The organism is Streptomyces sp. BBFR2 (assembly GCF_044497305.1).
In the GTDB taxonomy this organism is placed as follows: domain Bacteria; phylum Actinomycetota; class Actinomycetes; order Streptomycetales; family Streptomycetaceae; genus Streptomyces.
On sequence record NZ_CP172415.1, the window covers coordinates 2,696,371 to 2,714,240 of the forward strand.

The window sequence follows — 17,870 nt, forward strand, 5'->3', positions numbered from 1 at the left end:
TCGGGGGAAAGCACCATGCCCGCACCAGCGCGGCTCGCCCGGGCCCTGCCCGCCAGTTTTTCCGGTCTGCCGGCGCAGTTCTGGTGGCTGTGGACCAGCACGCTGGTCAACCGGCTCGGCGGGTTCGTCTCGACATTTCTCGCCCTCTATCTGACTGCCGGACGAGGCTACTCAGCTTCGTACGCGGGGCTGGTCGGCGCGTTGTACGGGCTGGGCGGTGTGGTGGGGTCGCTCGGCTCCGGGGTGCTGACCGACCGGCTGGGGCGGCGGCCGACGATGCTGCTGGCACAACTGGTGACCGCCGCGTCGGTCGCGACGCTCGGGTTCATGACGCATCCGGTGGCCATCGCGGTGGTGGCGAGCGCGGTCGGCGCCGCCTCCAGCGCCTCGCGGCCCGCGGTCCAGGCGATGATGGCGGACATCGTCGCGCCCGAGGACCGCGCCCGCGCCTTCGCGCTCAACTACTGGGCGATCAACATCGGGTTCGCCGTCTCCTCGGCGGCGGCCGGGCTGATCGCCGAACACGGCTATCTGGCGCTCTTCCTCGGCGAGTCGGCGCTGGTGCTGACCTGCGCGCTGGTGGTGTTCCGCAAGCTGCCGGAGTCCCGCCCGCAGGCGCCGGAGCGGGGCGGGGCGGCGCCGGAGGCGGCCGCTTCGGTGTCGATGCTGACGGTGGTGCGCGACGGCCGCTTCATGACGGTCGTCGGGCTGAACCTCCTGCTCGCGCTCGTCTTCCAGCAGGCGTACGTGTCGCTGCCGGTGTCGATGGGTCTGGACGGGTTCGGCAGCGCCGACTTCGGGCTGGTCATCGCCGTCAACGGGGTGCTGATCGTGCTGCTCCAGATACCGGCCACCCGTTTCATCGAGCACCGCAGCCCCGCCGCGCTGCTGATCGGCTCCGCGCTGCTGGCCGGGTACGGCTTCGGGCTGACCGCGGTCGGCGGTTCGGTCGCGGTGTACGCGGTGACGGTCGCCGTCTGGACGCTCGGCGAGATCGTCAACGCCCCCACGCAGATGGGGCTGGTGGTCCAGCTCTCCCCCACTCACGGCCGCGGGCGCTACCAGGGCATGTACTCCCTGTCGTGGTCGGTCGCCTCGCTGGCGGCGCCGCTGGCCGGTGGCACCGTCATCGACCGGTTCGGGCCGCAGGCGCTGTGGGCGGGGTGCGCCGTCGTCGGCACCGGCGCGGCGGTCGGCTACGCGCTGCTGCTGCGCCGGGTGCCGGACTTCGGCGGGTCACGGCCGCAGCGCCCGCTGGGCCCGGTGAAGGTTGGCCGGAAGGACCGCGCCCGGATGCCCGTACAGCTCGGTGCGGGTGCGCAGCGGTCCGGTGAAGTCGGGGGTGTCGATCTGGCCGAAGGGGCGGACGGTGCTCAGGGCGACGGTCGCGCTGTACGGGGCGATGTCGTCGAGCCGTAGGCAGCCGGCGCGGTGGTTGGTGACGGTGACGTTCCAGTGGGTGAAGCGGGCGCCGTAGAGGGGGCCGGCGCTGCCGTCGCCGCCGTGGGCGCCGTCGTTGGTGACGGTGATCTCCGTACGGACGTTGGCGAACGGCAGTCCGCGGTGGGTGTCGAAGGTGCCCATCGCCATGTGGCCGCGTGACCAGACGTTGTAGCTGGACAGACCCTCGACGTTGATGCCGTGCAACTGGGTGCCGGGCGGCGCCGGGACGGTGCGGCGGTCGAGGGTGAAGTCCTCGACGAGGTTGTCGTGCGAGCCCTCGCGGCAGCAGTACGGGTGGTGGCTGCCGCGCCCGGAGACGCGGGTGCGGCGCAGGGTGCACGCCTTGGCGGCGACGAGCAGGAAGCCGTTGTCGGCGTGGCGGACGTGGACGTCGTCGACCCAGCAGTCCCAGGCGCACTGGAGGGCGACGCCGTTGTACCCCTTGTCGAGAAGGTGCGGGGACTGCGGGGTCTCGGTCATCTCCAGGGTCAGGCCCTCGACACCGGCGCCGGTCAGCGGGGTGATGTGGGTGGTCAGGCGCGGGTCGAAGGCGGGGCGGGCGTCGAGCGGCAGCGGGCGGTCGAGGGTGATCCGGCGGCGCCGGGCGTCGACGGCGGTGATCCGGCAGGGCCACTCGTAGGGGACGTACGAGGTGAGTTTGGTCTTGTCGTCCCAGGAGTAGGCGGCGGCGCCCGGGATGTCGCCGCTCATATGGCGCAGCAGGGTGTGGTCGGCGTCGTCGGAGAGCTGGAGGAGGACGCGGGCGCCGGGGCGCAGGGCGGTGGTGTCGGCGACGGTGAGTGCGGTGTCGCCGCGGCGGGCGGGGCGGACGGTGGTGAGGGTGCGCCAGGCGTCGCGGCGATTGCCGGTCCAGCCCTCGAACGGCCAGTCGCGGGCCTTGATCGCATCGGTCAGGGAGTCCCAACGGGCTTGCGGGCAGAGCCAGATGAGGCCGCCCGCCCAGGACCAGCCGGACTTGTCGCCGCCGTAGCGGCTGCCGTACGGGCCGATCAGCTCGGTGAGGCTGCGGGTGGCGTGCAGGATGGTGCGGCCGCTGCCCGCGCCGCGGAGCACGACGTCGTCGTGGCCGATGCGGATGATCCCGTCGATGCGGTACGTGCCCGGCGGGAGGTACACGGTGCCGCCGCCGCGCCGCCCGGCCTCCCGCAGCGCGCGGTTGAGGGCGGGGGCGGCGTCGGCGGAGCCGTCGGGGCGGGCGCCGTAGTCCCGGACGGCGTCGGCCACCACGGGGCGGCGGGGCGGCTCGGCGCCGCCGCGGTATCCGGCGCGTCCCACGTAGGGGATCTGCGGATGGGTGAAGGGGGTGCGGATGAACTCCCGCCAGAGGGCGGCGGGCCGGGCGCCTCCGGGGAGCGGGTCCGGCGCGCCCGGGGCGGCCGGGAGCGGCGGCCGGCCGGTGGCCGGGCCGGTCGGGGGTGCGGCGGTCGCGGTGCCGGGCGGCAGGGCGGCCGCCGCCGCGACGCCGATCGCGCTGCCGAGCAGTCCTCGCCTCGTGGTCGCCATGCGCCCCGCCTTCCACGTATATGTATGTGACCGACGTTCATACTGCGGACGGCGTGAGGATGCCATGGGGCGGGGGCGGGCGGAAGGGGCCGGACGGGAACGCCGTGGCATCCGGGCGCGGGGGCGCGCTGTCGGGGTGGCCGCGCATCCGATGCGGGTGTCAGCGCCCTCGCGCCCGGGGCGGCGGGTCCACGATGGTGAACGCGGGGTCGCGGCGGGCGTCCGGCGGTGCCGTGCGGCGGCGGGCGGCGCGCCCCGGGCCCCCCGCGCGCCACCGGGCACGCGGGACGGTGGCGCGGCGGGTGGTGGTCCGGTGGGCCGCAGCCCGGGGCGCCGGTCCCGCGGGTCCGGCTCAGGGGATCGGCCACGTACGGAGGAGGGAGACGGTGCGGATGGATACGGCGGAGCAACGGGTGGTGCGGCGGGCCGTGGCCGCCGCCGCGGTACTGGCAGCCACCCTGATCATGGTGATGACCTGCGGAAACGGCGAGATGCGCGGGCACCCTGGGCCTGCCGCGCCGGTGGCGACGCCTCGTTCCGCCGGGCCGGTGGAGCCCGCGGGGACGGCGGGGCCGCCCGAGGACACACGGGCGCACCGGACGCCCACGCCGTACGCCTCCTGACGGGTGACGGCCCGGAGCGGCCGACGGGGGCGGCCGTCCGCACGGGCGGCGCGGCGGCCTCCCGGCAGCGCGGGAGGCTCGGGGCGGGCGGGGAACTCGGGCGGGACGGAGCCCGGGGCGGGGCGGCGGCTCACCGCGAGACAGCGCCCGCGGCGCTCCGCCGGGCCTCAGTCCTCCCGCGCTGCCCCGCCCGTGAGGTGCGCGAACGCGTCGAGATTGCGGGTGGATTCGCCGCGGGCGGTGCGCCAGGCGTACTCCTTGCGGATCGCGGTGGCGAAGCCCATCTCCAGGAGGGTGTTGAAGCTGCCGTCGGCGTTCTCCAGGACGGTGCCGAGGATGCGGTCCAGCTCGTCCTCGGTGACGGCGGTGAGCGGGAACTTGCCGACGAGGTAGATGTCGCCGAGCCCGTCGATCGCGTAACTCATGCCGTAGAGCCGGGTGTTGCGCTCCAGCAGCCAGCGGTGGACGGCGTCGTGGTTCTCGTCGGGGCGGCGGACGACGAAGGCGTTGACGGAGAGGGAGTGGCGGCCGACGACGAGGGAGCAGGTGGTGGAGAGCTTGCGGGTGCCGGGGAGGGTGACGACGTAGCGGCCGGGGGCGGGGGACTCCCACGTCAGCCCGGCGTCGCCGAGCGTGCGCTCGATCACCTCGGCGGCGGCCGCTCCGGCGCCCCGCCCGTCCCTCACCTCAGCCACCTCGTCAGCCATGGGGTGATCGTAGGTGACGGCGCCGCTCCTGGAGCGCGGCGGTGTAGACGTCGCCGGTGGCGGCCGCGGCGGTGTCCCAGCCGAAGGAGCGGGCGTGCCGGGCGGCCGCGGCGCCCATCGTGGCGGGCAGCGCCGGGTCGGTGACGAAACGGGCGAGCGCGTGGGCGTAGTCCGCCGGGTCGTGGCCGGGGACGAGATGGCCGGTGACGCCGTCGCGCACCGCCACCGGCAGTCCGCCGACCTCGGCGGCGATCACCGGGGTGCCGCACGCCTGCGCCTCGATGGCGACCAGCCCGAAGGATTCGCTGTACGAGGGCATGACCAGCACGGACGCGGCGCGGTACCAGTCGGCGAGCTGCTGCTGGCCGACCGGCGGGTGGAAGCGGACGACATCGGTGATGCCGAGCAGCGCGGCGAGCTTCTGGAGCCCCTCGGGCTTGGCGAGACCGCTGCCGCTGGGGCCGCCGACCACCGGGACGACGAGCCGGGAGCGCAGCTCAGGCCGCCGCTCCAGCAGGACGGCGACGGCGCGGAGCAGCACATCGGGGGCCTTCAGCGGCTGTATCCGCCCGGCGAAGAGGGGTATCAGCGCGTCCTGCGGCAGACCGAGGCGGTCGCGGGCGGCGGCGCGGCTCGCGGCCACGGAGGTACCGGCGGCGGCGCCCGTCAGCGTCACGGGTGTGGCGCCGGGGCCGGTGGGGCGGAAGCGGTCGAGGTTGACGCCGGGGTGGACGACGGCGACCCGCCCGGGGTCGGCGTCGTAGTGCCTGACCAGCTCCTCGGCCTCGTCGGCGGTGTTGGCGATCAGGCGGTCGGCGGCGCGGACGATCTGGGTCTCGCCGATGACGCGGGCGGCGGGCTCGGGGGTGTCACCCTCGGCGAGCGCGGCGTTCTTGACCTTGGCCATGGTGTGCATGGCGTGGACGAGAGGGACGCCCCAGCGCTCGGCGGCGAGCCAGCCGACGTGGCCGGAGAGCCAGTAGTGGGCGTGGACGAGGTCGTAGTGACCGGGGCGGTGGCCGGCCCACGCCTGCATCACGCCGTGGGTGAAGGCACAGAGCTGGGCGGGCAGCTCCTCCTTGGCGAGCCCTTCGTACGGTCCGGCGTCGACGTGACGGACGAGGACGCCGGGGGCCAGCTCCACGGCGGGCGGGAGGGTGGCGGTGGTGGCGCGGGTGAAGATCTCCACCTCGATGTTGATCGCGGCGAGCTTCTTGGCCAGCTCGACGATGTAGACGTTCATCCCGCCGGCGTCGCCGGTGCCGGGCTGGTGGAGCGGGGAGGTGTGGACGGAGAGCATCGCCACCCGGCGCGGTCGGCGGACGGCGCCGGGCAGTCGCAGCCGCGACGGACCCGGGTGCTGGCCGAGGGGACGACTGCGGAGCCGGGACACGTATGAGCTCACTGCGAGCTACCTCTCTTCCGTGGCGGGCTGCGCGCCTCCGACCTGGTCCAACAACACGGACCCGGTATCCATTTCCCCCCGCCCTCCCGACTTCCGCCCGTTACCCAACCGTGACCGTACGGGGCGGAGTGCCGACTGGACGTGACGGGCGGGGCGGCGGAGCGAGCGGGAATTCTACGGAACGGACCGGCCGCCACGGGACGCGGACCGGCCCCGCCCGGGCGCCGCTTAGGCTCGTCGTATGTCCCGCCGCTCCGCCGTCCCCGCGTCCGTCCGTCCCGTCGGGAACGCCACCCGGGGGACGACCAACCCGAACCGGCTGCGCCGGATGGACCGCTGGATCGCCGCCGAGCACGGGGCGGCGCTGCGGCGCAGCCCGGACCCGGTCGCCGTCGATCTCGGGTACGGCGCGGCGCCCTGGACGGCGCTGGAGCTGCTGACCCGGTTGCGGACCGCGCGGCCGGACGCGCGGGTGGTCGGTGTGGAGATCGATCCGGAGCGGGTGGCGGCGGCCCGGCCGTTCGAGCGGCCCGGTCTGGAGTTCCGCCACGGCGGTTTCGAGGTGCCGCTGCCGGGCGCCCCGGGGCGGGCCCCGGCGCTGATCCGGGCGGCGAACGTGCTGCGGCAGTACGACGAGGACGAGGTCGCCGCGGTCTGGCGGCGGCTCTGCGCCCGGCTGGCGCCGGACGGGCTGCTGGTCGAGGGGACCTGTGACGAGATCGGGCGCCGCCACGTCTGGGTGGCGCTGGGCCCCGAGGGGCCACGCACGGTGACCTTCGCGGCCCGCCTCGCCTCCCTGGACACCCCGTCCGACCTGGCCGAACGGCTGCCCAAGGCGTTGATCCACCGCAATGTGCCGGGCGAGCCGGTGCACGCCTTCCTCCGCGACTTCGACCGCGCCTGGGCGGCCGCCGCACCGCTCGGCGCCCTCGGCGCCCGGCAGCGCTGGCTGGCCGCCACCCGCGCCCTGGCCACCGACTGGCCCCTGACCGGCGACCCGCGCCGCCGCCGTCAGGGCGAGGTCACGGTGGGCTGGGAGGCGGTGGCACCCCGGGGGTGAGCGGCGGCCGGGCCGGGTGTACGCACCGGGGGCTCGGGGCCGGGGCTCCGGGTGTTCCCGCACGCGCCGCCCTCGGCTCCGTACGGCCGGATAGGCCGGATAGGCCCGCCGGGGGCCGCGCCGGGCGGGGCCTCACGCCGCCGGGACCCGCTCCCCCGAAGCCGCACCGGACGCTTCCCCGGGCCCCGGGCCCGCCGTCGCCGCCACCGCGCGGGCCAGTTCGCGCAGCCGGGACTCCGTCGGGGAGCCGGGCGGGGCGCTGTACGTGACGAGGGTCTGGTCGTCCTCCTCGGAGAGCCGCAGGCTTTCGAAGGTGAGGTCCAGGGGACCGGCCCAGGGGTGGACGACGCGTTTCACGCCGTACCGGCATTCGCTGACCGCCTGCGCCTCCCACGCCGTACGGAACTCCGGGCTGCGGTCGAGGAGTTCGGCGACGACCGCGCCGATCCGGGGGTCGCCCGGGTACCGGCCGCTCTCGGCGCGCAGGGTGCCGACGACCTGTTCGGCGACGCGGTCCCAGTCCTGGTGGAGGGCGCGGGCCGCCGGGTCGAGGAAGACCAGCAGGGCGGAGTTGCGCCGCTCGGGGGCGACGGCGTCGAGGTCGAAGACGATCCGGCCGCCCAGCGTGTTCCAGGCGAGGAGGTCGAGGCCCCGGCCGACGACCATCGCCGGAACGGCGCCGTCCATCGCGTGCAGCAACTGCCGCACCTCGGGCCGCACGGTGCCGGCGGCCGGTCCCTGGGCGTCGGGGGCGCGGCGGCCGCGGGCGGCGAGGTTGCGCAGGTAGGCCGTCTCCCCGCCGGTCAGCCGCAGCGCTTCGGCGAGGGCGTCGAGGACGGCGTCGGAGATCGCGGGGGCACGGCCCTGCTCGATGCGGGTGTAGTAGTCGACGCTGATCCCGGCGAGCTGGGCGACCTCCTCGCGGCGCAGCCCGCGCACCCGGCGGCGGTGCAGCCCGCCGGGCAGCCCGAGTGCGGCCGGATCGAGCGCCGCGCGGCGCGCCTTGAGGAACGGGCTGATCTCGGCTTCGGCAGACGGCATCCGTCCAGTATGCGACCCGGGCCCGCTCGGGTGGTTCTGCCGGACCCAGGTTGCGGCGGGCCTGGTGGGGCGGGCGCGCGGGCCGCAGGCTGGGGCCACCGCCCGCCGCCGGACCCGCAGCACACCGGCGCGCGGCACCGTCCGCCGTGACCACGGCACCCACCCCGCACTCTCCGCAGGAGGAGCAGCAGATGAAGCGCAGGACACTCGGCGGCACCGGTATCTCCGTCAGCCGGTTCGCACTGGGCGCGATGATGCTCAGCCCGATGGGCGGCACCACCCCCGAGGAGGGCGTACGGACCGTGCGCCGCGCCCTGGACGCCGGCGTCAACTTCGTGGACACCGCCGACATGTACGCGGCGGGCGAGTCCGAGAAGATCGTCGGCAAGGCCATCGAGGGGCGGCGCGACGAGGTCGTGCTGGCGACGAAGTTCTACCACCCCATGGGGGACGACCCCAACGAGCGCGGCGGGTCCCGGCGTTGGATCGTCCGGGCCGTCGAGGACAGCCTGCGGCGGCTGGGCACCGACCGCATCGACCTCTACCAGATGCACCGCCCGGACCCGGACACCGACCTGGACGAGACGCTCGGCGCGCTGTCGGACCTCGTGCGGGCCGGAAAGGTGCTGGCGGTGGGGAGTTCGACGTTCCCCGCCGAGCAGATCGTCGAGGCGCAGTGGGTGTCCGAGCGCCGCGGCCACGTCCGCTTCCGCACCGAGCAGCCGCCGTACTCGATCCTGGCGCGCGGGGTGGAGGCGGCGGTGCTGCCGACCGCGCAGCGGTACGGCATGGGCGTACTGACCTGGGGTCCGCTGAGCGCCGGCTGGCTGTCCGGGCGGGATCTGTCGGTCAGTTCGCGGGCGTCGCTGGAGACGCGGAAGTTCGACCTGTCGCTGCCGGGGAACGCCCGCAAGGCGGAGGCGGTGGCGGAGCTGACGCAGCTCGCGGCGGACGCGGGGCTGACGCTGCCGCATCTGGCGACGGCCTTCGTCCTCGCCCATCCGGCGGTGACGTCCGTGATCATCGGGCCGCGCACCCTCGACCAGCTAGGCGGCCTGCTGGAGGGCGCCGACGTGAGGCTGGACGCGGAACTCCTCGACCGGATCGACGCCATCGTCCCGCCGGGCACCGACCTCAACCCCGCCGACAACTACTACGTGCCCCCGGCGCTGTCGGACGCGTCGCTGCGGCGGCGGTGAGGTACCCGCCCGGCGGCTCCGGGCGGGCCGGCTCACCGGTCACCACGGCACCTCGCCCGCGTCCTCGAAGAATCCGCCGCTCGGACCGTCGTCGGGCAGGGTCGCGAGACGGACCGCGATCGCCGCGCCCTGCCACGCGGGCCGGACGCCGCGGAAGCCGTTGAGGTCAGTGGCGCAGAAGCCGGGGCACGCGGCGTTGATCAGGATGCCCGTTCCGCTCAGCTCCTTGGCGTACTGGACGGTGACGGCGTTGAGGAAGGTCTTCGACGGGGCGTAGGCGACGGCGATCGGGCCGGTATCGGCGCCGGGGGTGCGCTGCCGGGTGAGGGAGCCGGTGCCGCTGGACATGTTCACGATCCGCGGGGACGCCGCGCGGCGCAGCAGCGGCAGCATCGCGTTGGTGGTGCGGATGACACCGATCACGTTGGTCTCCACCACCGCCCGGACCGTCGCCGGATCGACCGCGGTGGGATTCTGCGGTGTCCCGCCGGTGATCCCGGCGTTGTTGACCAGCACGTCGAGGCGGCCGGCGGTCTCCTCGACCGTCCGGGCCGCGGCGGTCACGCTCGCGTCGTCGGTCACGTCGAGCGGCACTCCGAACGCGTCGGCGCCGGCGGCCCGCAGCCGGGCCACGGCCGCCTCGCACCGTCCGGTGTCCCGGGCGCCGACGCCGACCCGCCAGCCGAGGGCGCCCAGCGCGGCCGCGATCTCGTATCCGATGCCCTTGTTCGCGCCGGTCACCAGCGCGGTGGTCTGTTCGTTCATGCCCCGATCCTGGGCGGGGCAGGTGGCGGCGGGCCAACACCGATGCGGTGGGCGGCGATACCGCGCGGGTATCGGCCCGGGCCGGGCGGGCGCGGGGCCGTAGCCTGGCGGGGTGGAGACAAGGGAGTTGCGGTACTTCGTCGCCGTCGCCGAGGAGTTGCACTTCGGGCGGGCCGCCCGGCGGCTCGGCATGGCACAGCCCCCGCTGTCCCGGGCGATCCGGGCGCTCGAACGGCGCCTCGGGGCGGAGCTGCTGGCCCGCACCAGCCGCGCGGTCACGCTGACGGACGCCGGGGAGGTGCTCCTGCGGGAGGCCCGGGCGGCGCTCGACGCGGTCGGCGCGGCCGAACGCCGTACCCGCCGGGCCGCGCTCGCCGCGGCCGGGCAGCCGGACGTGGTCCTCGCCGCGAAGGCCGGGGCGTCCGCCACGCTGCTGGCGGACCTCCTCGACACCTACGCGGCCGAACCCGGCGCGGCCACCGTCGAGCTGCTGCTGTGCGGTATCGGCGAGCAGGAGGCCGTACTGCGCGACGGCCGGGCCGATGTGGCGCTGCTGCACCTGCCGTTCGACAGCGCCGCCGGGTTCGACACCGAGGAGCTGCGCACCGAGGGCCAGGTGGCGGTGCTCCCGGCCGGGCACCCGCTCGCCGCCCGGGACGATGTGCGGACGTCCGAGGTCACCGCTCTGCCCGGGCTGCCGGTGCCGCGTCTCTCCGGCCACGACGGCGGGCCGGACTCCCCGGGCCCGCGGGTCCGGGACCATACGCAGTTGTTCCAGCTCATCGCGCTCGGCCGCGCCTGCTGGATCGCGCCCGAGTCCTGCCGGGACCAGTTGCGCGAGGGCCTGGCCACCGTGCCGGTGGTGGACGCGCCGCGGGTCACGACGGTGATCGCCTGGCCGCCGCACAGCCGGTCCCGGGCGGTCGCCGGGCTCGTACGGGCCGCGACGCGCGCCTGATCCGGGTACGGGGCGGGCGTCCGAGGCGTACCGGGCCGGGCGTAGCCGGGCGGTTCCGCACGGCGGGCCCCGGGGCGGTTCCACGGCGGGCCGGCGGAAGGACCCGGTGGGGAGCGCGGGCCCCGGGACGGCTCGCCGTCCGGACCGGGGCGAGCCGCCCGGCGGGGAGCGCGGGCGGCGGGAAACGGGGGCGGCTGGGAGCGCGGGCGGCGGACTTCGCGCGGCCCGCCTTTCGAATTCCCCGACCGGAATTCGAACTCCTTTCACCCGCCCGGCCCGCCACCGCCGGAACCGTCCGCCCGGGAGCGGAATTCCGCACTAGATTCGACCGGCGCCCGGCTCACGGGAATTACCCGGAGAATTCCGGGCGCACCGTGAATTCCGCATCCGGGAGAGAACATTGACCCTGCCGACCCGACCGCGCCCCGACCGCCCGTCCACCGCCCCGCGCCCGGCGTCCGGGCCCCGCGTGTCCCGCCGTGCCGTCCGTGCCGCCGCCCTCGCGGCGGTCGCCGTGCTGACCGCCGCCGTGCCCGGTACCGGCGTCGCGGCCACCCCGCCGACGGCCGCCGCGCCGGTCGCCGACGGGGTCTACACCCTGGGTCAGCGCGGCCAGTTGGTGACACAGCCGGACGGGGACGCCGCCGCGCACGCCACGCTGGTGCCGCCCGCGGAGCGCCCGGCCACCCAGCGCTGGCGGGTCCGCTGCGACGACCACGGCGGCTGCACGTTCCGCAACGCCGACAGCGGCGCGTACCTCGGCCACCGCGACGGGCCGAGCGCCCACGCCCCGGTGGCGGCGCAACAGGCACCGGTGGCCTGGCGGCTCGCCCCGACGGGCACCCCCGGCACCTACCGGCTGCTCACCGCCGAGGACCCGCATTACGCCCTGGACATCTCCCCGCTGCTCATTTATCCGCCCCGCCTGGACCTGAACACGGCGAACGGGAACAGCAGCCAGCAATGGGAGATTCATCCGGCACATTCCTGAGCCGCAAGGCCGGTCGCCGGGCATTTCCCGGGCCGGGAACGAGGCGTTACGGGCCTCGAAAGCGGGCCTCACCAGGGCCCGGCAGCCGGGCGGACGCGACCGGAACGGCCGCGCCCGCCCTCGGGTGTCCGGGGGCGCCCGCCATGGGTCCGGGGGCACCCGTACGCGCTCCGGCCCGTCCGCCCCGTACGGGAGACGCCCGCGTACGGGCCCGGGCGCGCGTACGGGTCCAAGCGCGCGTACGGCTCCGGGCGCCCGTACGGTCCCGATCGGCCTTCAGGGGCACCCGGCCAGGAGGTCCGTGCCCTCAGGGCCCCGCTCAGGGGCGCACGCCCCGCGACCGCGCGCCTCTTCGCCGGACCGGACGCGCGCTCCTGGCCGCGGGCCCTCTCAGCCCACCGCCCCGGCGCCCCGCAGCGCCTCCAGCAGGGCGTCCACCAGGCCGCGGTCCCGTTCCTGGGTCACCCGGGCGCGGGCCGCTTCCGGGGGCAGCCAGAGCAGCCGGTCGACCTCGCGGTTGGGGATGAAGCCGCCGCCGGTGGCCTCGGCGGCCCAGTAGCGGACCTCCTTGGGGCGGCCGTCGACGACGTAGTGGACGGTGGGCAGCCGGGGGCCGAGGGCGCAGGTCATACCGGTCTCCTCGACCGTTTCGCGGACCGCCGCCGCCCGGAAGCTCTCCCCGCGCTTCAGCTTGCCCTTGGGGTGCGACCAGTCGCCGTACTTGGGCCGCCCGACGAGCGCGATCTCCAGCCCACCACCGGACGCGGCCGGGCGCCACAGCACACAGCCCGCGGCCCGGATCGGGCGCGCCCCCTCACCCGCCGGGCCGGACACCGCTCCGCTCGCCGTCGTCATCTCGTCGTTCTCCCTGCCGGTCACGGGCCTCCTCGGATGTCAGCTCCAGCGGCACTCGGGCGCGGGCCCGGGCAGCCACAGGCGGCTGAAGGCATGGCGGGCCGCGGCCACCTCGTGGCGCTGGTCGGCGTGGAGGACGCCGAGGGCGTACGCGGTGGCCGGGGCGATACGGGGCGTACGGGCGGCGGACGCCGCGGCGGCGGCGGCCTCGGCGGCGTCGCGGTGGCGGCCGAGCGCCCGGCCGGCTTCGGCCAGCCGCGGGTCGGCGGCGCCCGGTGCGGCGACCTCCTGGGCGTAGCGGCTGAGCCGGACCAGTGTCCGCACCTGGTGCCAGGGGGCGTCCTGGCTGTGCTCGGCGGAGAGCGCGTCGGCCTGGTAGGCGTGGCCGGCGCGGGCCGGCGGCAGCGCGGCGACGGCCTCGGCGAGGCGGCGGTGGGCGTTCTCGGCGAGCGGGTGGAGCGCCCCGGCGGCCGGGGCGGTGCCCGCCGCGCGGGCCAGCGGCACCTCGGACGCCAGGACCGCCACGGCGTCGGCGAGCGCGTGGAAGCGGGCCGAGCCCAGCGCCTGGAGGGCGGCGGTGTGGGCGCGGCTGCGGGCGAGGGTGAGCTGCCGGTCGAGGAGGGCGGCGGCGCGCGCGGCACCCGCCGACAGCAGCCCGTCGGTGTCCGGCCCGTCCGCGCCGGCCGCCGCCTCCGGGGCGGCGGCGCGGGCGCGCGTGGCCGCCGCGCCCCGGGCGGCGCGGTCACCGCCGCGTCCGGTGGCGCGACCGGCGGGCTGCGGCCGTCCGTCGCGCCCGGTGAGGCGCGCCAGGGCGGCCATGAGGCGGTCGCGGCGGTCGGCGCCGGCGTGTTCGCGGGCGAGGATGCCCGCCAACCAGCCGAGTTCGGCGCGGAGTTGATCGGCCCACGCCTCCTCGGTCAGCGGCCGGAAGGTGTAGAGGGTGGCGCTGATCCGGCGGGCGGCGCGGCGCAGTTCCCGGGCGGCCTCCTCGGCGCCGTCGGCGTCCGGTCCGCTCTCGCGGTGGCGGCGCAGACTGCGCAGGAAGTCCGCGGACCGGTCGTGGAGGTAGCCGGCGAGGGCCTGCCCGGCGGTGGCGCCGTCCGGCGTCTCCACCGCCGCCCCGGGGCCGTCCCCGTAGGGCCCGGGACCGTCCACGACGGCGGCGCGGGCGCCGCTCGACGGGCCGGACCCGTGTCCGCTGCCGATGCCGATGAGACCGCCCGGCCCTCCGGCCGGCAGGTCAGGTCGCTGGGCCACGCCGGCGCCTCCGCGCGTCAATGAGCATTTCCTGTACGTTGCGCAACGGCTTGCCGTCCGCGTCCACCGCGTTCCGGGTCCAGTCGCCGTCGGGGCCGAGGTGCCAGGACGAGGTGGTGTCCGAAGTCCCGGTCTCCAGCAGTCTGTTGAGGGCGGCGCGGTGCGCGGGGTCGGTGACCCGCACCAGCGCCTCGATCCGCCGGTCGAGGTTACGGTGCATCATATCGGCGCTGCCCAGCCACACTTCGGGCTCGCCGCCGTTGCCGAAGGCGAAGACCCGGGAGTGTTCCAGGAAGCGGCCGAGGACGCTGCGGACCCGGATGTTCTCGCTCAGTCCGGGCACGCCGGGGCGCAGCGCGCAGATGCCGCGCACCCAGACGTCGACGGGCACCCCGGCCCGCGAGGCGCGGTAGAGCGCGTCGATGACCGCCTCGTCCACGATCGAGTTGACCTTGATGCGGACGTAGGCGGGGCGTCCGGCGCGGTGGTGGGTGATCTCCTTGGTGATCCGCTGGACCAGCCCGTCGCGCAGGGAGCGCGGGGCGACCAGCAGGCGGCGGTAGGTGCCGCGCCGGGAGTAGCCGCTGAGCCGGTTGAAGAGGTCGGAGAGGTCCGCGCCGACCTGGGGGTCGGCGGTGAGCAGGCCGAGGTCCTCGTAAAGCCGGGCGGTCTTGGGGTGGTAGTTGCCGGTGCCGACGTGGGCGTAGCGGCGGAGCGTTTCGCCTTCCTGGCGGACGACGAGCGACAGTTTGCAGTGCGTCTTGAGGCCGACGAGGCCGTAGACGACGTGGCAGCCGGCCTCCTCCAGCTTCCGCGCCCATTTGATGTTGGCCTGCTCGTCGAAGCGGGCCTTGATCTCGACGAGGACGAGGACCTGCTTGCCGGATTCGGCGGCGTCGATCAGCGCGTCCACTATCGGCGAGTCGCCCGAGGTGCGGTACAGCGTCTGCTTGATCGCCAGTACGTCCGGGTCGGCCGCCGCCTGCTCCAGGAACGCCTGGACGGAGGTGGAGAACGAGTCGTACGGGTGGTGCAGCAGCACATCGCGGGCGCGGACGGCGGCGAAGATGTCGGGCGCGGACGCCGACTCGACCTCGGCGAGGTCGCGGTGGGTGCCGGCGACGAACTTGGGGTACTTCAGCTCGGGCCGGTCCAGCGCGCCGATGCCGAAGAGTCCGGTGAGGTCGAGCGGGCCGGGCAGCGGATAGACCTCGGCCTCGGAGATGTTCAGTTCCTGGACGAGCAGGTCGAGGACGGACGGGTCGATGGACTCCTCGACCTCCAGCCGCACCGGCGGCCCGAAGCGCCGCCGCATCAGCTCCTTCTCCAGCGCCTTCAGGAGGTTCTCCGCGTCGTCCTCCTCCACCTCCAGGTCCTCGTTGCGGGTGACCCGGAACATGTGGTGGGCGCGGACCTCCATCCCCGGGAACAGCTCTTCCAGATGGGCGGCGATGACGTCCTCGATGGGCACGTACCGCTGCGGGGACGCCTCCAGGAAGCGGGAGAGCAGCGGCGGAACCTTGACCCGCGCGAAGTGGTCGTGGCCGCTGACCGGGTTCCGTACGACGACGGCGAGGTTGAGCGAGAGGCCGGAGATGTACGGGAAGGGGTGCGCGGGGTCGACGGCCAGCGGGGTGAGGACGGGGAAGATCTGCTGACGGAAGAGGGTGAACAGGCGGGCCTGTTCCTTCTCGGTCAGCTCCGGCCAGCGGATGAGGTGGATGCCTGCGTCGGCGAGGGCGGGGGCGACGTCCTGCTGGTAGCAGGCGGCGTGCCGGGCCATGAGTTCGCGCGAGCGGGTCCAGATGAGGTCGAGGACCTCACGGGGCTGGAGTCCGGAGGCGGAGCGGGTGGCGACGCCGGTGGCGATACGGCGCTTGAGCCCGGCGACGCGGACCATGAAGAACTCGTCGAGGTTGGACGCGAAGATCGCCAGGAAGTTGGCGCGCTCCAGCAGCGGGGTCGCCGGGTCCTCGGCCAGCTCCAGCACCCGTTCGTTGAACGCCAGCCAGCTCCGCTCACGGTCGAGGAAGCGCCCCTCGGGCAGCTCCTCACCGCCCGCCCCCGAGGCGCCGCTCCCCTCGTACTCGTCCGGGTCGGAGTCGAGGTCGGGTGCCAGCTCCGGGACGGACGGGCCGACCGCGTGCGGGCGGTGGGCCGCGATGGAGCCGACCGACGGCTGGGCCGCGGGGCCCCGGTCCGGCGACGCCACGGCGGGCCGGGGCGGGACCGGCTCGCCGGTCGCGGTGGTGACCTGAGCGCTCGGCTGCTGCTTCATGACCTCATTCTTCCGCGCCTGGTGCGTTCCAGGCGCGTCGGCGAGGGACGCGGCGGAGCGCCGCGGTGGGGGAACGTTCGGCACAGCGGGCTGCATTCACCGATGTTCGCAAGCGCGTCTGAATCACCGGTAACGCGAACGTGGCGACCAGGCAAGCGGGGGGCTACCGGGCGGGGGCCGGACGGTGTCCGGCCCGTCCGGTGCCCATGCCGTTCCGACTCCTGTGGGCGGGCGATCCACCCGACGCGGAGCGGGCCCGGCCCACTTCCCTCACCTCCCTCGGGCGGAGGGCGGAGAGCTGGTCGGGTTCCCGGCCGGTGGTGGCGCGGTTCCCCCCTCGGTCTCCCATTCCTCTTCGCGGTCCCGTGACTGTGCCGCGTCGCCGGCCGCGCGTTCGTCCGCCATCAGCCCGCTCGCGGTGAGGATGCCTCCGGGGGTCGTCGAGGCGGACATCAGCCTGGCGGCCGCGGCCGGGCCGGTCTCCGGCGGGATGATCAGCAGGTCCAAGCGGTCCGCGGCGTAGGAGAACACGAGGAGCTTGTGCGGATCCTGCTCCTTCGCGAACCACCCCACGTGCACCGTGTGCCCGGCGACGGGAACCTTGCGCGGGATCACGGGCCAGAAGGCCGGATTCACCGTGACGTGGGTGACGCGACCCCAGGAGTGGTCCAGCCTCGCCGCCAGAGCGGGGAGTTCGCGGGAGAGGTCACGCGAGCGAGGCCACCAGGCACCGTCCAGAAGCCCCGGCGCCGTTCCGCGCGTCAGGGACAGGCGGGCGGGCGGCGTAGGGGGACGGCCCTCGGTGGACGTACGGTCGATGGTGACAGCCATGATGCGAACCCTGCCCCGGGCTCGTCGTCGACGGCCCGGCCTGATGTCTCGCCGGGAACGGCACCCGCGTGGCGGCCGGTGTACGAAGTGTTCCTGGTTTCTTCAGCCTACTCCGGCAGGCAGGCCCAGGCCTCGCGCGACCAGGCAATCTCGCGGGAACGCGGGAACGCGTCGGCCCTGTGGCCGACCCGCCCCGGCCCGCGGAGGACGGTGGTGTCCCTGCGAGTGCTTCGTCCGGTACCGCCGGCACGTTCCGGGCGGTGAGCGCATGCGCGAACTCCCGGAGACGGCCGAGCACGCCAGGCGCGTGGGCCCGGATGGGAGCGCCGGGAGGGGCTCCTGACACGGCTGACGTCGACGGCCGGGCCGTGCGCATCGGCACCGGCAGCACTCCGCGGACCTGAAAGCCTGGGCAGCGCGGCGTACGTCAGCCGAGGAAGGACAGGCGGACCTTTCGGTCGGGGGTGTCCCTGCCGGCAGTCACCAGGACGACGGACTGCGAGGTCCCCAGCTCCAGCTCACCGCCTACCACGGGCAGCGTGGCGTGGGGCGGGACCAGGGCCGGGAGCATGTGCTCACGGCCGGAGGGCGCACCACCGTGGCAGTCCTCCCGGCGGTCGTCCGCGCGAAGAACCTCACGGAGGGCCGCCAGCAGGTCGTTGTCACTGCCGGCCCCGGTCTCGATGACGGCCAGGCCGGACATCGCGTGCGGGGTGAAGATGTTCAGCAGTCCGTCTCTCCCGTGCGTGACCTCCCGGAGGAACGCGGAGCACGTGTTCGTCAGGTCGTGCATGGTTTCGGCGGGGTCGACCGTGACGTCGACAGTGCGGGTGGTGAAGGCGCCAGTCATGGTTCACCGGTACCCGCTGGACGCGAGCGGTGCTGACGGCTGGACGGGTTGTTCCGCCGGAATCCGATCACCGAAGCCGCCTC

General features: G+C 75.2%; 14 protein-coding genes and 1 pseudogene. 5 read left to right on the plus strand and 10 right to left on the minus strand.

Features of this window, described 5'->3' with window-relative positions; all coding sequences use genetic code 11:
* The first annotated feature begins 15 nt into the window (after positions 1–15).
* The gene (locus tag ACGH2B_RS10280; protein WP_399087258.1) at positions 16–1,419 is read left to right on the plus strand and encodes an MDR family MFS transporter; all 1,404 of its coding nucleotides are present in this window, start codon (positions 16–18) and stop codon (positions 1,417–1,419) included.
* Positions 1,420–2,430: 1,011 nt separating this feature from the next.
* Here ACGH2B_RS10280 and ACGH2B_RS10285 read toward each other — a convergent pair.
* From ACGH2B_RS10285 to ACGH2B_RS10295, 3 genes and pseudogenes are all read right to left on the minus strand, one after another.
* Positions 2,431–3,078: pseudogene (locus ACGH2B_RS10285) on the minus strand (glycoside hydrolase family 55 protein); the annotation flags it as partial.
* 679 nt (positions 3,079–3,757) lie between these two features.
* A complete protein-coding gene (locus ACGH2B_RS10290; RefSeq protein ID WP_399087260.1) occupies positions 3,758–4,297 on the minus strand; it encodes a YbjN domain-containing protein in 540 nt (179 codons plus the stop codon).
* The gene (locus ACGH2B_RS10295) at positions 4,290–5,702 is read right to left on the minus strand and encodes a glycosyltransferase (RefSeq protein ID WP_399087262.1); all 1,413 of its coding nucleotides are present in this window, start codon (positions 5,700–5,702) and stop codon (positions 4,290–4,292) included. The genes ACGH2B_RS10290 and ACGH2B_RS10295 overlap by 8 nt, the downstream gene beginning before the upstream one ends.
* A gap of 241 nt (positions 5,703–5,943) precedes the next feature.
* On the opposite strand from ACGH2B_RS10295, the gene ACGH2B_RS10300 reads away from it, so the two are divergent.
* Entirely contained in the window at positions 5,944–6,762 is an 819-nt protein-coding gene (locus ACGH2B_RS10300; RefSeq protein WP_399087264.1) for a class I SAM-dependent methyltransferase, read from the plus strand.
* Positions 6,763–6,894: 132 nt separating this feature from the next.
* On the opposite strand, the gene ACGH2B_RS10305 is transcribed toward ACGH2B_RS10300, so the two are convergent.
* Entirely contained in the window at positions 6,895–7,803 is a 909-nt protein-coding gene (locus tag ACGH2B_RS10305; RefSeq protein ID WP_399087266.1) for a helix-turn-helix transcriptional regulator, read from the minus strand.
* A 191-nt stretch (positions 7,804–7,994) separates the two neighbouring features.
* On the opposite strand from ACGH2B_RS10305, the gene ACGH2B_RS10310 reads away from it, so the two are divergent.
* Complete coding sequence (locus ACGH2B_RS10310) at positions 7,995–9,002, plus strand: aldo/keto reductase (RefSeq protein ID WP_399087268.1); 1,008 nt, start codon at positions 7,995–7,997, stop codon at positions 9,000–9,002.
* Between the two features lie 39 nt (positions 9,003–9,041).
* Here the strand turns inward: ACGH2B_RS10310 and ACGH2B_RS10315 are convergent, their stop codons facing one another.
* Positions 9,042–9,767 (minus strand): SDR family oxidoreductase, encoded by a 726-nt coding sequence (locus ACGH2B_RS10315; RefSeq protein ID WP_399087270.1) that lies wholly within the window; start codon positions 9,765–9,767, stop codon positions 9,042–9,044.
* A gap of 112 nt (positions 9,768–9,879) precedes the next feature.
* Here ACGH2B_RS10315 and ACGH2B_RS10320 point away from each other — a divergent pair, with 112 nt between their 5' ends.
* Positions 9,880–10,725, plus strand: coding sequence for a LysR family transcriptional regulator (locus tag ACGH2B_RS10320; RefSeq protein ID WP_399087272.1), 846 nt, complete (start codon positions 9,880–9,882; stop codon positions 10,723–10,725).
* Between the two features lie 469 nt (positions 10,726–11,194).
* Positions 11,195–11,716 carry an RICIN domain-containing protein gene (locus ACGH2B_RS10325; protein ID WP_399087274.1) on the plus strand — a complete coding sequence of 174 codons (522 nt, stop codon included), beginning with the start codon at positions 11,195–11,197 and terminating at the stop codon, positions 11,714–11,716.
* A gap of 390 nt (positions 11,717–12,106) precedes the next feature.
* Here the strand turns inward: ACGH2B_RS10325 and ACGH2B_RS10330 are convergent, their stop codons facing one another.
* The 5 genes from ACGH2B_RS10330 to ACGH2B_RS10350 form a co-directional block, all read right to left on the minus strand.
* Entirely contained in the window at positions 12,107–12,571 is a 465-nt protein-coding gene (locus ACGH2B_RS10330) for an NUDIX hydrolase (RefSeq protein ID WP_399096894.1), read from the minus strand.
* Between the two features lie 39 nt (positions 12,572–12,610).
* Positions 12,611–13,828 (minus strand): CHAD domain-containing protein, encoded by a 1,218-nt coding sequence (locus tag ACGH2B_RS10335; protein ID WP_399087276.1) that lies wholly within the window; start codon positions 13,826–13,828, stop codon positions 12,611–12,613.
* Positions 13,812–16,106 (minus strand): RNA degradosome polyphosphate kinase, encoded by a 2,295-nt coding sequence (locus ACGH2B_RS10340; RefSeq protein WP_399087278.1) that lies wholly within the window; start codon positions 16,104–16,106, stop codon positions 13,812–13,814. The genes ACGH2B_RS10335 and ACGH2B_RS10340 overlap by 17 nt, the downstream gene beginning before the upstream one ends.
* 270 nt (positions 16,107–16,376) lie before the next feature.
* A complete protein-coding gene (locus ACGH2B_RS10345; protein WP_399087280.1) occupies positions 16,377–16,937 on the minus strand; it encodes a DUF5994 family protein in 561 nt (186 codons plus the stop codon).
* Positions 16,938–17,364: 427 nt separating this feature from the next.
* Positions 17,365–17,787 (minus strand): YjbQ family protein, encoded by a 423-nt coding sequence (locus ACGH2B_RS10350; protein WP_399087282.1) that lies wholly within the window; start codon positions 17,785–17,787, stop codon positions 17,365–17,367.
* Positions 17,788–17,870: the final 83 nt, after the last annotated feature.

Bases quoted from the DNA above. Each gene is read 5' to 3' on its own strand.
- ACGH2B_RS10280 (WP_399087258.1), top strand. From the start codon at position 16: ATGCCCGCACCAGCGCGGCTCGCCCGGGCCCTGCCCGCCAGTTTTTCC.
- ACGH2B_RS10290 (WP_399087260.1), bottom strand. From the start codon at position 4,297: ATGGCTGACGAGGTGGCTGAGGTGAGGGACGGGCGGGGCGCCGGAGCG.
- ACGH2B_RS10300 (WP_399087264.1), top strand. From the start codon at position 5,944: ATGTCCCGCCGCTCCGCCGTCCCCGCGTCCGTCCGTCCCGTCGGGAAC.
- ACGH2B_RS10305 (WP_399087266.1), bottom strand. From the start codon at position 7,803: ATGCCGTCTGCCGAAGCCGAGATCAGCCCGTTCCTCAAGGCGCGCCGC.
- ACGH2B_RS10310 (WP_399087268.1), top strand. From the start codon at position 7,995: ATGAAGCGCAGGACACTCGGCGGCACCGGTATCTCCGTCAGCCGGTTC.
- ACGH2B_RS10315 (WP_399087270.1), bottom strand. From the start codon at position 9,767: ATGAACGAACAGACCACCGCGCTGGTGACCGGCGCGAACAAGGGCATC.
- ACGH2B_RS10330 (WP_399096894.1), bottom strand. From the start codon at position 12,571: ATGACGACGGCGAGCGGAGCGGTGTCCGGCCCGGCGGGTGAGGGGGCG.
- ACGH2B_RS10340 (WP_399087278.1), bottom strand. From the start codon at position 16,106: ATGAAGCAGCAGCCGAGCGCTCAGGTCACCACCGCGACCGGCGAGCCG.
- ACGH2B_RS10345 (WP_399087280.1), bottom strand. From the start codon at position 16,937: ATGGCTGTCACCATCGACCGTACGTCCACCGAGGGCCGTCCCCCTACG.
- ACGH2B_RS10350 (WP_399087282.1), bottom strand. From the start codon at position 17,787: ATGACTGGCGCCTTCACCACCCGCACTGTCGACGTCACGGTCGACCCC.